The organism is Ruegeria sp. CH8, assembly GCF_056536985.1.
This window is the reverse complement of the sequence record NZ_JBQFQR010000028.1, coordinates 16,534-31,412: the sequence shown is the minus strand read 5'-3', so window position 1 is coordinate 31,412 and position 14,879 is coordinate 16,534. Positions and strand designations below refer to the sequence as shown.

12 protein-coding genes are annotated in these 14,879 nt (G+C 56.5%); 8 read left to right on the top strand and 4 right to left on the bottom strand.

Annotated elements, in window-relative coordinates:
- Positions 1-25 precede the first annotated feature (25 nt).
- From ACR0ER_RS22090 to ACR0ER_RS22065, 6 genes are all read left to right on the top strand, one after another.
- Positions 26-874 carry an ABC transporter permease gene (locus tag ACR0ER_RS22090; RefSeq protein WP_010443824.1) on the top strand — a complete coding sequence of 283 codons (849 nt, stop codon included), beginning with the start codon at positions 26-28 and terminating at the stop codon, positions 872-874.
- A complete protein-coding gene (locus tag ACR0ER_RS22085) occupies positions 871-1,668 on the top strand; it encodes an ABC transporter permease (RefSeq protein ID WP_170568163.1) in 798 nt (265 codons plus the stop codon). The genes ACR0ER_RS22090 and ACR0ER_RS22085 overlap by 4 nt, the downstream gene beginning before the upstream one ends.
- A gap of 11 nt (positions 1,669-1,679) precedes the next feature.
- Positions 1,680-2,840, top strand: coding sequence for an acyl-CoA dehydrogenase family protein (locus tag ACR0ER_RS22080; RefSeq protein WP_170463741.1), 1,161 nt, complete (start codon positions 1,680-1,682; stop codon positions 2,838-2,840).
- Positions 2,837-4,927, top strand: a complete 2,091-nt coding sequence (locus ACR0ER_RS22075; RefSeq protein ID WP_170696928.1) for an acetate--CoA ligase family protein — start codon at positions 2,837-2,839, stop codon at positions 4,925-4,927. The genes ACR0ER_RS22080 and ACR0ER_RS22075 overlap by 4 nt, the downstream gene beginning before the upstream one ends.
- Positions 4,924-6,066 carry a serine hydrolase domain-containing protein gene (locus ACR0ER_RS22070; RefSeq protein ID WP_170568160.1) on the top strand — a complete coding sequence of 381 codons (1,143 nt, stop codon included), beginning with the start codon at positions 4,924-4,926 and terminating at the stop codon, positions 6,064-6,066. Before ACR0ER_RS22075 ends, ACR0ER_RS22070 begins: the two co-directional genes overlap by 4 nt.
- Positions 6,067-6,473: 407 nt before the next feature.
- Positions 6,474-7,238: an SDR family NAD(P)-dependent oxidoreductase gene (locus ACR0ER_RS22065; RefSeq protein WP_170568159.1), complete on the top strand. Its 765-nt coding sequence runs from the start codon at positions 6,474-6,476 to the stop codon at positions 7,236-7,238.
- On the opposite strand, the gene gcvA is transcribed toward ACR0ER_RS22065, so the two are convergent.
- A complete protein-coding gene (gene gcvA / locus ACR0ER_RS22060; RefSeq protein WP_480693316.1) occupies positions 7,226-8,170 on the bottom strand; it encodes a transcriptional regulator GcvA in 945 nt (314 codons plus the stop codon). The genes ACR0ER_RS22065 and gcvA overlap by 13 nt on opposite strands.
- A gap of 93 nt (positions 8,171-8,263) precedes the next feature.
- Here gcvA and ACR0ER_RS22055 point away from each other — a divergent pair, with 93 nt between their 5' ends.
- Complete coding sequence (locus ACR0ER_RS22055; protein WP_480693315.1) at positions 8,264-9,463, top strand: serine hydrolase domain-containing protein; 1,200 nt, start codon at positions 8,264-8,266, stop codon at positions 9,461-9,463.
- A gap of 7 nt (positions 9,464-9,470) precedes the next feature.
- On the opposite strand, the gene ACR0ER_RS22050 is transcribed toward ACR0ER_RS22055, so the two are convergent.
- The 3 genes from ACR0ER_RS22050 to ACR0ER_RS22040 are packed head-to-tail and all read right to left on the bottom strand — an operon-like array spanning position 9,471 to position 13,134.
- The gene (locus tag ACR0ER_RS22050; protein WP_170568157.1) at positions 9,471-11,258 is read right to left on the bottom strand and encodes an ABC transporter ATP-binding protein; all 1,788 of its coding nucleotides are present in this window, start codon (positions 11,256-11,258) and stop codon (positions 9,471-9,473) included.
- Positions 11,255-12,130, bottom strand: a complete 876-nt coding sequence (locus ACR0ER_RS22045) for an ABC transporter permease (RefSeq protein WP_142638852.1) — start codon at positions 12,128-12,130, stop codon at positions 11,255-11,257. The genes ACR0ER_RS22050 and ACR0ER_RS22045 overlap by 4 nt, the downstream gene beginning before the upstream one ends.
- On the bottom strand, positions 12,127-13,134 hold the full coding sequence (locus ACR0ER_RS22040) for an ABC transporter permease (protein ID WP_217360874.1): 1,008 nt from the start codon (positions 13,132-13,134) through the stop codon (positions 12,127-12,129). The genes ACR0ER_RS22045 and ACR0ER_RS22040 overlap by 4 nt, the downstream gene beginning before the upstream one ends.
- Before the next feature lie 134 nt (positions 13,135-13,268).
- Between ACR0ER_RS22040 and ACR0ER_RS22035 the strand changes: the two genes are divergently transcribed.
- The gene (locus ACR0ER_RS22035) at positions 13,269-14,867 is read left to right on the top strand and encodes a fatty acid--CoA ligase (protein WP_480693313.1); all 1,599 of its coding nucleotides are present in this window, start codon (positions 13,269-13,271) and stop codon (positions 14,865-14,867) included.
- Positions 14,868-14,879: the final 12 nt, after the last annotated feature.

The window sequence follows — 14,879 nt, the reverse complement described above, 5'->3', positions numbered from 1 at the left end:
GCCAAACCCTTTCCGAAAGCTCTGGATGCAAGCCTTAAACCGTCATATCCACCCAGGATGGCTGATTATCGCGCCTTTGCTGCTGATGGTGGTCGCGCTCTATCTGGGGCCGATCCTGAATATCCTTTGGCTAAGCGTGACAGACCCCGAGCCCGGGTTCGGCAACTATGCCAAGCTGACGGAAGGTGACGCCCTGATCCGCATTGTCTGGACCACGGTACGCATCTGCATCATCACGACGGTCTTCAGCGTCATTTTCGGCTATTCCATCGCCTACGCGATGGTGCACTGCCATCAACGCCAGAAGACTTACATGCTGACCCTGCTATTGGTGTCGTTCTGGATCTCCATCCTCGTACGCACCTTCGCCTGGCTCATGTTGCTGGGACGCAAGGGGCTGGTCAATGTCACATTGGAAGACATCGGCCTGGTTGCTGAACCCATCGCCTTCATGCGCAATGAGTTGGGCGTTCTGATTGGAATGGTGCATTACATGATCCCCTATGCGGTGTTGCCATTGCTGGTCTCGATGCAATCCATTGATCAGAGGGTGATGGACGCCTCGCGCAACCTGGGGGCCAGCGGAAGCCAGACCTTCTGGCGGGTCTACCTGCCGATGACCATGCCGGGGCTTGTGGCTTCGACCCTGTTGGTTTTCATCCTCAGCCTCGGGTTTTATGTCACACCGGCCGTATTGGGCGGCGGCAAGGTGCTGATGGTGGCGGAATACATCTCGGTTCAGCTACTGGTGACCTTGAAGTGGGGCACAGCGGCGATGCTGGCGGCCATCATGTTGTTCGGCGTTCTGGCGATGCTTTGGATCATGTCGCGGTTCATGAAGCTGAGCACGGTGTTCGGGGGGGCAGCGCGATGAAGCCGGGCCTGTTCTCATTTTTCAACCGCGTGGGGGCCTGGGTGCTGCTGTTGTTTCTGGTCACACCGGCCTTGATCGCCATCCCTGTTTCACTGACGCCAAAACGCTTTTTGTCCATGCCGCAGGGTGAGTATTCGCTGCGCCATTTCCAAAAGCTGTTCACCAGCGAAGAATGGCTTTCGAGCTTTTTCCAAAGTGGTGTTATTGCCGTGTCCTGTTCTGCGCTTGCGACGCTATTGGGCACGCTTTGCGCGATCGGGCTGTGGCGGGTTTCGTCGCGTTTCAGCGAACTGGTGCGCGCCTTTCTGCTGCTGCCATTGATCATACCGCAGATTATTTCCGCCATGGCGTTTTATCGGTTGTGGATACCTCTGGGTCTCCTGGACAGCTACGCCGGTTTGATCCTTGCGCATACAATACTGGCGGCCCCCATGGTGCTGATCACGGTCAGCGCGTCCTTGGCAACGTTTGATCCTAAGCTTGAACAAGCCTCCAAGAACCTCGGGGCCTCTAACTGGACCACCATGCGCCGGGTGATCCTGCCTTCGATCAGGCCGGGGGTTTTTGCCGGGGCGCTTTTTGCCTTTATCCTCAGCTGGGATGAAATCGTGGTGACCTTGTTCATCTCGAAATACAGCGTCTACACGCTGCCGCGCCGCATGTGGAACGGCATCCGTGAAAACACCGATCCGACAGTGGCTGCCGCTGCCGTGATCCTGATTGCCATCACCCTGATTGCCTTTGCCGTCTCTGCGGTACTGTCGCGGCGAAACGCACGGGCTCAGGCAGAATGAATGAGGTTGCCATGAATCTGGAAACCAGTCACGAAACAGAGCTTCTGGTTAGCACTGTTCGCCGATTTGTCGAAACAGAGATGTATCCGCATGAAGAAGAGGTGGATCGCCTAGGCTATGTGCCCGAGGAGATCGGCCGCCAGATTGAGGCGAGGTCGCATGAATTGGGCCTCTTCGCCTGCAACCTGCCCGAAGAGGTCGGTGGCGGAGGGCTGGGATATGGGCCCATGTCCCTGATCGAGCGGGAATACGGCCGTACAAGCCATGCGCTGCAAAGCTGGGCGGCGCGCCCGACCGAATTGCTGATGGCCTGCGAAGGAGACCAGCGTGAGCGATATTTGCTTCCTGCCGTGCGCGGTGAAAAGCGTGAGCTCTTTGCCTTGACAGAGCCTGACGCAGGTTCGGATGTAATGGGGATGAAGACCAATGCGATACGCGACGGGGATGACTGGATCCTGAATGGATCCAAGCACTTTATCTCCGGTCCCTGCATGCCGGATTTCGCGATTGTCTTTGCTGCAACTGGTACAGATGAAACACCACGCGGCCCACGCAAACGGGTGACGGCTTTTCTGGTCGATGTGGGCCTTCCGGGGTTCGACTGCCGCGAAGGGACGCATTGCGTCAGCTATCGCGGTTACAAGACTTTTGAGTTGAGTTTCGACAATGTGCGTCTTGGTCCGGACCAGATCCTGGGCGAAGAGGGTCGCGGGCTTGAGCTGTCGGGAAAGTGGCTCGGCATGGGGCGTATCTGGGTCGGCGCGACCTGCTGCGGTAAGGCCGAACGCATCCTTGATCTGGCGACCGAGTGGGCCGCAACGCGCAAGCAATTCGGTAAACCGATCGGTACGTTTCAGGCCACCGGCTTCCGTTTGGCGGACGGTGCGATGACGTTGCGCGCGGCCGATCTGATGGTGCAAGACGCCGTTGCACGTGCCGAAGCGGGTGTCATGGGTGATGCAGATGCGGCAATGGTCAAGGTTTACTGCTCAGAGATGCTCAACAAGATCGCCGATGATGCCGTTCAGATTTTTGGTGGCATGGGATTGATGGAGGAAATGCCGATCCAACGGTTCTGGCGCGATAGCCGATTGGAGCGGATTTGGGACGGCACCAGCGAAATCCAACGCCACATCATCACCAGGTCCATCCTGAGGCCACTTGGCGCATGACGCCGGCGCGGCGCGAAAATCTTGAGCGTCTTTTAAAGCCGCGCCACATCGCGTTTATTGGTGGACGTGATGCGACCATTGCCGTGCGCGAAGCCCGTCGGCGTGGATTTCAAGGGAAAATGTGGGCCGTTAATCCCAAACGCGCCGATCTGGATGGCGTGGGCTGTGTTCCCAGCATCTCGGACCTGCCGGAGCCACCTGATGCCGTCTATCTCGCTATCCCTGCGGCCGGGGTGACGGATGCCCTGAGAGAATTGGAACAGATGGGTGCAGGTGGTGTCGTTTGTTTTTCCGCGGGCTTCAAGGAAACTGGCGACATACAATCGGAACGAGATCTGATCGAAGCCGCCGGAGATATGGCTCTGATCGGCCCAAACTGTTATGGCATGATCAACTATGTCGACAATGCCGCTCTTTGGTCATTTGAACATGGCGGCTGGTCGCCGGGATACGGTGCAGCGATCGTTACCCAGTCTGGTATGTTCTCATCCGACATCACCATGAGCGCGCGTTCATTGCCAATGGCCTACATGGTTTCTGCAGGCAATCAGGCGGTCTTGGGGATTGAGGAATTCCTGGATGCCTTTGCTGAAGACCCGGCTGTGCGCGCCATTGGATTGCACATCGAAGGGTTGCGTGACATTGCTGCTTTTGAACGCGCCGCGCTGAAAGCCCTGGATCGGGGGGTTCCGGTTGTCGCACTGAAGACCGGCAATTCCGCCATTGGGGCGACTCTGACGGTCAGTCACACCGGCTCTCTGTCTGGTTCGAGCGAGCTTTATCAGGCACTGTTTGATCGCACCGGGGTGATCGACGTCACCAGCCCGTCGCAGTTTCTGGAAACGCTGAAGTACCTCTGCGTAGCAGGCGCGCCGCAAGGCAGGCGTGTCGCTGGCTTTACCTGTTCTGGGGGCGGGGCGACGATGCTCGCAGACCACTCGGAAAGGATTGGTGTGTGCTTTCCCAAAGTGGGCTCTGCAGGGCAGGAAAGCCTGACCAGTTTGCTGCCTGAGATTGCGACGGTTTCCAACCCGCTGGATTATACGACCCCGATCTGGGGACAGGGCGATAAGACTTACCCGGTTTTTGCCACGGCGCTATCTGCCCTTAACGCGGATCTGGCTGTTCTGGTACAGGACTACCCGGCAGAAGGGTTGGACGCGTCCAAGATCTACTACCAGAACGATGCTGCAGCTTTTGCGCAGGCCGCTCAGGAACACTCCGTCCCGGCAGCGATCTGCGCGACCTTACCTGAAAATCTTGATCGTGGGACCCGCAGGCATCTCATAGAACTGGGGGTTGCGCCTATGCAGGGTATTCATGAGACGTTGAATGCCATGCGCGACGCAATTTGGTGGTCCGAAGTAAGGGCGCGGACAAGGATTGACCGGCCTGCTGCCTTGCGACCCGGTGCAACTATCCCGAACCCAGTGGTATTGACCGAAGACAAAGGTAAATCCTGGCTCAGGCAAAGGGCTGTTGCTGTGCCAAACGGACATGTCTGCAACGCGGCCGAGGCAGCTGGCGTTGCGCAGGATATCGGCTATCCGGTCGCGCTGAAAATGATGTCACCAAGCTTACCTCACAAGACCGAAGCGGGCGCGGTCGCTTTGGGGATCAAGGATGCGGAGGGGCTGTCCTCGGCGATCCAGGTAATGACGGCAACGGTTGCGGCTTATGACCGCGCGGCGGTGACGGATCGCTTCCTGATCGAAGCCATGTCGCCCAAGCCGCTTGCAGAGCTGATCGTCACGCTGCGTGCTGATCCGCAATTTGGTCCCAGCTTGGTGATCGGTAGCGGCGGTGTATTGACCGAATTGATCCGAGATGCGCGCACTGTGTTGTTGCCTGCCTCAAAAGACGAAATCGAGCGCGCATTGTGTTCGCTCCGTGTAGCTCGATTGTTGGAAGGGTACCGGGGCAGTCAAAAGGCGGACATTCCGCGAATTTCGGATGCGCTGCACCGGTTTTGTGCGGCGTTCCTAGAGGCGCGCAGCCAGGTCGCAGAGGTCGAGATCAACCCGATGTTTGTCTACCTAGATCACATCGTCGCCGTTGATGCCTTGATCCAGGTGCCCCGGTCATGAGCAGGAATAGGATCATACCCAATCCCGATCTGGCTATTGGAGACGACAACAAGCAACGGTGGAACCAGCCGGAATTTCGCCGGCATGGGTTCCACAACGCATATCGGCTGTTTCGCCGATGTCTCATGGTGCGTTCCAGAGAGGTTTTGCAGTTGGAAACCGCCGAGCAGAATCTGTGCGCCCGTGTGCCTGAACTGGAACAAATGCTTGCCCATCCGGCGTTCTCTGCGTTCTGCTGTTTAAAGAACGACAAGATCATTCTGGAAAAAGCCGCAGATGATTTTTCGACTTCAGCGCCGCACTCCATCCAGTCGGTGACAAAGCTGCACATCCACTTGATCATAGGTCGGCTGCTTGCGAAGGGGCTGTTGTCATTGAACGCGCAGGTCCGGGATTATTTGCCGGATATGGGCAGCGGGTATGCCGAGGCCAGCATTCAATCTCTGCTCGACATGAGTGTCGATAACGACTTCACCGAGGATTATGCTGACCCCGATGCCGACTGCTATACTGAAGAGGTCGCCCTGGGTTGGCGCTTGCCCCGCGTGGGTGAAAAGGAAATCACGCTTGCGGAATTTGCGGCCTCGATCACTGGTTTCAGGGCAAACTCGGGGGTGCGACAAGCCGACTATAAATCCGCGAACACGGATGTCCTGACCCTGATAGCGGCCGAGGTTTCACCCATTCCACTAGCTGAACAAATCGAAGAGATTGCTGATGCCGCAGGATACGAGGGCGCGTTTCACATCAGCCTCAGCAAGGACGGGCACCCAGCGTTTTCCGGTGGCGGTTGCCTAAGCGTGCGCGACCTCGCGCGGTTCGGGTTGCTACTGGCTCGGGAAGGCCGCGACCTGCACGGTCGACCTATGGCCAACATCGGTTTCCTGCAAGAAACTCTGATCCGCCGCGCGCCAGCGATGACACCACCCAAGAATTGGCTCAAGTACTCAAACCAGACCATGACCGACGGTCGATTAATCGGTCATGCTGGCTATGGAGGGCAGTTCCTCATGGTGGATATGGTCACCGGCACCAGCTGTGCATTCTTAAGTGTGCTGGAGAATGACTCGGGTTACGATGACACCTATATGGGAGAGCTGGCCACAACGCTTCGAGACGTCTGCCTTTCTGTCATTTGACGGGTTTGCAGTTGCCGAGCTAAGTGCCAGCGGGGAAGGCACGGATTGGCCGCTTTGCAGTCCTTGACCTAGGCTGAATCTTTTAGAGTGATCCGACCCACTCTTCGATCATCCAGTTTCGATCACCTAAACTGAACTTCTTCTCAGCGCGGCATTTACGTCTGTCGGGATATCCTGCCGAAGTTGTCAACAAGGCATGTCGCGGGTGTAACTCAACCCGCCCGAAGTCGCTTATCGCGGAGCAATTGTTCGAAACAACAGCGCAGGTTTGTGACCCGACCGTCCCGACATATTGCACTGCACGCGGAGGCAAAATGATTTTTGGTTGGCCAAAGGGTAAATAGAACTTCGATGTTTACCTTCTGGTTCTGGGTTAAGAAGTTCTGAACAAACGGAGATTATCACGCATGGATATTGAAGGACTATCTGCGATCGTGACCGGGGCAGGATCAGGACTGGGGCTTGCTACTGCACAGGCGCTCAGCAAAGCCGGAGCACGAGTTACCTTGCTGGACCTCGATGAAGTTCGGGCAAAAAACGCGGCAGCGGAAATCGGCGCGCTTGGCATAGGTTGTGATGTTATCAACAGTTCTGCGGTCGAGGCCGCTTTGGATCTGGCCGAAGACCGGAGCGGACCAATTCGCATAGTTGTCAACTGTGCGGGCATCCCCGGCGGTATGCGACTTGTCGGACGGGACGGTCCAGTTGATATGGAAGCATTCGCGAGGGTGATCAACGTCAACCTGATGGGAACCGTCAGCGTCATGACGAAATGCGCAGCCCGGATGATGCAGCAGGAGCCGCTCAATCAAGATGGCGAGCGCGGGATTATCATCAACACAGGCTCGATTACTTCAATCGAGGGTCAAATTGGGCAGGGGGCTTATGTGGCTTCAAAGGGCGCGATTGCCAGTCTGACATTGCAGGCCGCCCGTGAATTCATGCCCCGCGGAGTGCGGGTCATGACAATTGCGCCCGGATTGTTTCGCACTCCGATCGCTGATCATATTCCGCAGGAGGTAATCGACGGGATGCTAGATGGCCGGATGTTTCCAAACAGGTTTGGCGAGCCCGCGGAATTTGGGCGCCTTGCCGTTAACATCATCCAAAACCCTATGCTGAACGGCGAGACCATTCGTCTTGACGCAGGCGTGCGGCTTCAAGCCAGATAGGTCTCTCGAATGCGCTTGTTTTCGAGGTCGTTTTCTGACGTCTCGATCAGCCACTCGCGAAAATTTTGGGCATCAGGATGGTCGCGATCCGCTTCCGGTGCGATCAAGTAGAAAGCCTCCTGCAGGGGCGCTTCGAGCTCGAAGGGTTCAACAAGTCGTCCACGCTCGATCTCGACGCCGCACATTGAGGACCGTGCTAAAGCTACACCGCCACCACGAGAGGCAAACTCGAAAGCAAGCAGCGAGGTGTCGAACTGTAACCCCTGGCCCGAGTTGACACCGCTTGCCTTTGCATAACGCAACCAGTCAGCCCAACCCTCCTCATAACCGAGCACGTGTAGCAGGCGATGGTGGGCAAGATCATCTGGTTTGCGGATCGCTTTGGAACCTTCAAGCAAAATTGGAGAGCAAACCGGTTTGATCACCTCCCAAGTTAACCGGTCGGCTTTGTATCCTGGCCACTTCCCTGTGCCGTATTGGATATCGAGATCAAACCGCTCATTGTCGAACTGATCTCCCCATACACTTGAGACCAGACGCACTTCTGTGTCCGGGTGGCGGTCAAAGAATCCCTGAAGTCGCGGCGCGATCCAGTTAACTGAATACCCGACCGGCGCCCGCACGGTCAGGACTTCGGAGCGCCGCAGGCCAAACACTTCCTCGGTTCCCGCGGCCAGGCGTTCAAAGCCGTCTCTGACCTTCGGTAGATAGGCGGCGCCCACTTTGGTCAGGACCAGACTTCTGGGTTTGCGCTCAAAGAGCGGCTCGCGCAAGTAATGCTCTAGCAATTTCACTTGTTTGCTGATCGCTGCTTGTGTCAGGTTCAGTTCCTGCGCCGCATGGGTAAAGCTCAGATGCCTGGCCGACGCTTCGAATGCGCGCAGCCAGGTCAGGTGGGGAAGTCGCCGTGTACTCATGGCCAACTCAAGCATAATTTCAGTTAGGTTATAGATAGATTATCTATCGCTTGAACGCCAAGAGAATCTCGGAGCAGATTGACGTTGAGACAATATGGAGCTGACGACTTGCAACCAGAAGATACCTTGGGATTAGACCCGATTAAGCTGTCGCGCATCACCAATTGGATGAACGCCCATGTGCATGAGGGACGCCTTTCTGGTCTGGCTGTGCAAATAACTCGCCGGGGAAAGATATGTTTTTCGGAGTGTGCGGGATTTGCCGATGCAAAGTCGAAGCGGCCTGTATTACCTGATACTATTTGGCGCATCTATTCGATGACCAAACCTGTGACCTCGCTCGCCCTGCTTATGCTCTATGAAGAAGGGGCGTTTCAACTGGATCAGCCTGTTTGCGACTTTCTCCCAGATTTCGCAAACCCGCAGGTCTGGAAGGGTCCTGGTCACGCTCTGAACGAGACCGAGCCAGCTGACCGGGGTATTACAATCCATGATCTTCTCACACACCAGGCGGGGATCGTCTATGGTGATCCGCAGGGAAACGAGCTGGAGCGTGCCCTTTCGGATAGCGGTCTCGACTTTGACAGAGGTCTTACGACGATGGCGGAAGCTGTTGAAGTGCTAGCGAGTTTTCCCTTGGCCTTTCAGCCGGGTGACCGTTGGTTTTATGGCCTTTCGACGGATGTTCTCGGCCATTTGATCGAGGTTATCAGTGGTCAGCCTCTCAGCGAATTTCTTAAGACACGGATCTTTGATCCGCTCGGAATGGTGGACACAGGCTTCGCCGTATCGGCCGATAAGTCTGGCCGCTTGGCCACGCTCTATGACCGCGCGCCAGGCGGCTTTGTTGCTTCTGATGATCAAAAAGGTTTCATTGCGCCGGTTACCTTGGAAAGCGGGGGCGGTGGGTTGCTCTCCACAATGGACGACTACCAGCGTTTTGCAACGATGCTTCTTCGGCGCGGCAGATGTGACGGAGGCAGGTTACTGGGGCGCAAGGCTTTTGATCTAATGGTATGCAATCACATGGGCGGCGATTTGGCGAGCCGGGGACAGGCTCATTTCAGCGAAACTACCTTTGAGGGGGTTGGCTTCGGACTCGGTGTGTCGGTGATGTTAGACCCGGCGCGGGCCAAAATCATCGGCTCACCCGGTGAATTTGCCTGGGGCGGTATGGCCTCGACCGCCTTTTGGGTGGACCCGATCGAGGAGATGACTGTGATACTTATGACGCAGCTAATTCCTTCGAGCGCCTATACCCTGCGCCGTGAGCTGAGAGTTCTGAGTTACCAGGCGCTGGTGGACTGAGGCGACGTCAGTCCAGGGGCAGGTTCGTCTGGGTCAAATGGCAAGCGATGCTCAATCCACCGGGTAGGTCATGCAAAGGTGGAGTCCGAGTATCACATGTTCCCGCAATGATATGGGTGCAGCGGTTGGCGAAGGGGCAGCCCCGCGCACCGATTTCGACGCTGCCAGCGCTAGCCGCCTTTGCCTCGCTTGTATCTGCCACGCCTTCCAGCCAGCCTTGGCGCATCTCGGGCACCGAAGATAGCAACAGCTTTGTGTAGGGGTGAAAAGGCGGGCGAAAAACCGCTTTTGATGGTCCCTTTTCGACGACACGTCCGGCATACAGTACAACCACCTCATCGGCGAAAGAAGCTACGGTGGAAAGATCGTGACTGATAAACATGTAGGCGACGCCCAGTTTGTCCTTCAGCGATTTCAGGAGTTCGATCACACCTGCGGCCACCACGGTGTCCAGCGCCGAAGTCACCTCGTCACAAAGGATCACCTTGGGCTCGGCGGCAAGCGCGCGAGCGAGATTAATGCGTTGCTTTTGCCCACCAGACAGCTCTCCGGGATAGCGGGAGGCGAAATCGCGAGGAAGATCGACCAGTTCCAAGAGGTCGCCGACCTTCTGCGCGCGTGCGCGCCCCTTGAGGTTCAGATAGAATTCCAGAGGACGGCCCAGGATATCGCTGATCCGTTGCCGAGGATTTAGCGCCGTGTCAGCCATTTGAAAGACGATCTGGCAATCCTTGAGCGTTTCGATCGACCGATCCTTCACTGCTGGAGCGGCGGTATTGCCATCGAGTTGGACTTCTCCGCCCTTTAACGGTGTGAGGCCCGCAACAACTCGGGCAAGTGTGCTTTTTCCACAACCACTTTCGCCAATTACGCCCACGACCGAAGCGGCAGGTACATCGACGGATACATCAGAGAGAATGGTCAGAGCTCCATAACCCGCAGTCACGTTCCGTGCCGAAATCACCGGCCTCTGAGCCAGATCTGTCTCCACGTGATCCACCAAGTGTGGAGCAGGACGGACAGCCTCCATCAGTGTGCGAGTGTACTCGTGCTGTGGGTGATGCAAGATCTGGTCCGTTGTGCCTTCCTCGACCATCTCGCCGTTTTTTAGCACTAGAATTCGGTCAGCCACCTGCGAGACTACGGCGAGATCATGTGTGACATAAATCGCGGCGGTACCCTGATCGCGGATAATGTCCTTAAAGGCTTTCAGCACCTCGATCTGGGTCGTTACGTCAAGCGCAGTGGTGGGTTCGTCGAGTATCAGAAGGTCGGGTCCACAGGACATGGCCATTGCAGCCATCAAGCGCTGCAACTGACCGCCCGAAACCTGATGTGGAAACTTATCGCCGACGGTTTCCGCGGCGGGCAAGTCAAGTTTGCGGTAAAGCTCTATTGCATTCGCGGTCAGAGTTTCGGCATCTCCGGTGCCATGCCAAAGAGGTGCCTCGACAACTTGCTTGCCGATCCTAAGCGCAGGATTGAAGCTGGCTGCCGCCGATTGTGCCACGTAAGACACTTCGTCCCCGCGCAAGCTGTGGCGGTCGCGTGGGGGTAATTTCATAATGTCCCGTCCGTTCAGCCAGACTTCACCCCCTGAGATGCGACAGCCGGGGCGGGCAAAGCCCATTGATGCCAGAGAGATCGTAGATTTGCCCGAGCCGCTTTCGCCAATGAGTGCCAACACCTCGCCCTTGGCGACGCTCATGGACACGCCCTTGACAATTGGCACATAGTTACCGCCTGGGGGGCGTCCCTCGACGCGCAGGTCCTTAATGGTCAGAATGTCGGTCATTGGTCGATCTTCTCCAGAACAGTTTCGCCTTGCTGGCGCTGTTGGAACCAGTCAACAAGCAGGTTCATGGAAACGGTCAAGGAGGCAATGCATGCAGCTGGTATAAGCGCTGCGGACGAACCGAGGAACAGCCCACCCACGTTTTCCTGCACCATGAGCCCCCAGTCGGCCGCAGGTTCTTGCACTCCTAGGCCAAGAAACGACAGGCCCGAAAGGAACAGGATCGAAAAGGTGAATCGAAGGCCAAACTCGGCAATCAAGGGGGCCATGGAATTGGGTAAGATCTCACGTGTCAGAATCCACCAGGTGCCTTCGCCCCGCGCACGGGCAGCCTCGACAAAATCCATAACGCCGATGTCATAACCAAGTGCTCGAGAGACACGGAATACGCTGGTCGAGAGGACCAACCCAACAGTCAGAACAAGCACTGTGATAGAAGTACCGAAGGCGCCTATGACAACCAAAGCCAATAGGGTGGAGGGGAAAGCCATGAATGCCTCGACAACGCGGCTTACTACGATATCGAACCAGCCTCTCAGAATCGCGGCGGCAAAACCGAGTGCGACGCCGAATAAAAAAGAGATCATGGTGGTGACAAGCGCCAGCAACAGCGTTGTACGTACTCCATAGATCAGGCGGGACAATACATCTCGTCCCAGCTTGTCAGTACCCAGCAAACCGCCTTCGCCTATCGGTGCAAAGGTCTGGCCTGAGATGATTTCGGCTTCACCATGGGGTGCGATCCATGGCCCAAAAAACGCAAGGATGAGCCAGAACAGCAGCACCGCGCCGGCAATACCTGCAGTCCAGGTCAGGCGCAGGCCCGCAAAGACAGAGGCCCGGGGAGTGGGGATATCGGTTGCTTCGCTCATTTTGGGTACCTTAAGCGCGGGTTCGCCATGATGGACAGGACGTCGGCCAGTAGATTCAGAAGGATATAGACAGTGCCAAAAATCATTGCACAGGCCTGGATGAGTGGAATGTCCCTCAGAGTGACACCGTCGACCAGAAGCCGCGTTAAGCCGGGTACGCCAAACACGGTTTCAACGATAATGACACCGGACACCATGTAACTCAGATTAAGTGCAATAACCGTGAAGATCGGCGACAGCGCGTTAGGCAGCGCGTGGCGCAAAACCAGCCTTCGCTTGGGCAAGCCCTTGAGTGCTGCCATCTCCAAGTATGGGGAGGTGAAGATGTTGATGACGGACGAACGTGTCATCCGCATCATGTGCGCCAGAACGGCAAAACTGAGGGTGGCTACGGGGAGAGCCAAGGCCCGGAAATTCTGCCAGAAATCAAAGTAGGGCCGCGTGTTGGCCGACGCGGAGAGCCACTTTAGTTCGACTGCAAAAACTTTCATCAGAATGAGGCCAATGAAGAATTCAGGCACTGCAATCAACGCAAGTGTGGTCATGGCAAGAGTTTTGTCGATCCGGCCACCGGCGCGCATCGCGGACCAAAGGCCAAGAGCCAAAGACATCGGAACCGAGATTGCCGCTGCCAAAAGCGCAAGCCGCAGAGTGTTCCACATACGGCTTTCTATCATGTCAGCCACAGGTCGCTTGGTGGCCAATGATGTCCCCAGATCCCCTTGAATCATACCGCCCAGCCAATCGAGATAACGCACTACTGCAGGGCGGTTGAGTCCCATCTCTTCGCGAAGCGCGGCAAGCGATTCTTCGGTGCGGCTTTGTCCTAGAATGGCTTCAGCAACGTCGCCCGGAAGGATTTCCGTCGCGCCGAAGATAATGATGGAAGCAAGGAGCAAGGTTAGTAAACCCTGAGCCAGGCGGGTCAGAATAATTCGGTACACCTTGGTCCTCCCTTCAAGGCTTCCGGCATATTCGGCGCAAGCTTGAAGCGAGACAAACAACCATAGCGACCAGATTGGGGTCGTTTTGGTTATGGCAAAGGCATGTGTATTCTTTTGTTTGGGCAAAGACCGAGATTTTGTTGTTTGTTCCGCAGGGCTGGAGAACGCAAAGACTGGGGCGATCGGAGATGCCCATGACTGCCTATTCCTACCCATTGTTGATCAAGCAAATCCTCGCCACGCCGCTGGCAAACACGCCAGATCAGGAGATCGTACACGCCGATACGAAGCGGTATGACTACCGCACTTTTGCCAGGCGCGTCGGCCAGGCTGCAGGGGCGTTGCGCTCACTTGGCTTGGGTGAGGGTAGCGTTGTGGCCGTTCTGGATTGGGACAGCCATCGGTATCTCGAGTGTTTCTTTGCTATTCCGATGATCGGGGCCACGCTGCATACCGTGAACATCCGATTGTCGCCGGATCAGATCCTCTACACGATCAACCATGCAGAGGACGACGTAATCCTGTGCCACGTCGACTTTTTGCCACTTCTAATCGAGATCTCTGAGCGGATCGAGCGGCCTTGGCGGTTGGTAATCCTCAGCGACGATGGGGTGTTCCCCGAGGTGGAGTCCTCGGAAGGCGAGTACGAGGCCCTGCTGCAGCAGTGCGAACCGGAGCAAGAATTCCCGGATTTTGACGAGAATATCCGAGCGACGCTTTTCTACACGACCGGTACCACAGGTGATCCCAAGGGGGTCAGCTACTCCCAGCGCCAACTGGTTTTGCACACAATGGCGGTCGCGGCCGGGTTAGGCCCGGTACCAGGCGGCGGGCTGAACCGGAGCGATGTCTACATGCCGATAACCCCGCTGTTTCATGTGCATGGTTGGGGCATACCCTATGTCGCCACATTGATGGGCCTTAAACAAGTCTATCCTGGTCGTTACGATCCCGCCCGCCTGTTGGGGCTAATCGAAAAGCACGGTGTTACGTTCTCGCATTGTGTACCGACGATACTTGCGATGCTTCTGAATGCACCTGAAGTCGCGCAAACAGATCTCAGCAACTGGAAGGTCATCATAGGCGGTTCTGCTCTGTCCGAAGGTCTGGCAAGGCAGGCATTAGAGCACGGAGTTGACGTGCACGCTGCCTATGGCATGTCAGAGACCTGTCCGTTCCTGACAGTGGCGGACATGATGGCCACGCGGGACCCGCAAACACCACTGAGTGCTCGGATTGCAACAGGAAAACCCGCGCCATTTGTGCAAATCCGTGTGGTTGATGGGGATATGAACGATGCCCCTCGCGATGGAAGGACGACGGGAGAAATTGTGGCGCGCGCGCCCTGGCTAACTCAAGGTTATCTGAAAAACGAGGCCGGGACGGGGGCACTTTGGCAAGGCGGCTGGCTGCATACTGGAGATGTCGGGTTCATCGACGAAACGGGCACGTTGCGGATCACCGACCGGGTTAAAGATGTGATCAAGACCGGAGGCGAATGGGTGTCTTCGCTTGAATTGGAAAACCTCGCGAGCACCGTTGAAGGTGTGAGTGAAGCGGCCGCCATTGGCGTTCCAGACACGAAATGGGGGGAACGCCCTATGCTGATTGTTACCTGCTGTGATGAAACCGAAAAAACCTACGACCGTCTTCGTATGGCGTTCGATGTGGCGGTAGACCAAGGGGCGATTTCAAAATGGGCGATCCCAGACCGGATTGAGTTTACCGACAGCTTGCCAAGAACGTCGGTTGGCAAACTGGACAAGAAGGCCCTTAGGGCCCGGTTCATCTAATAGGAAGGTTCG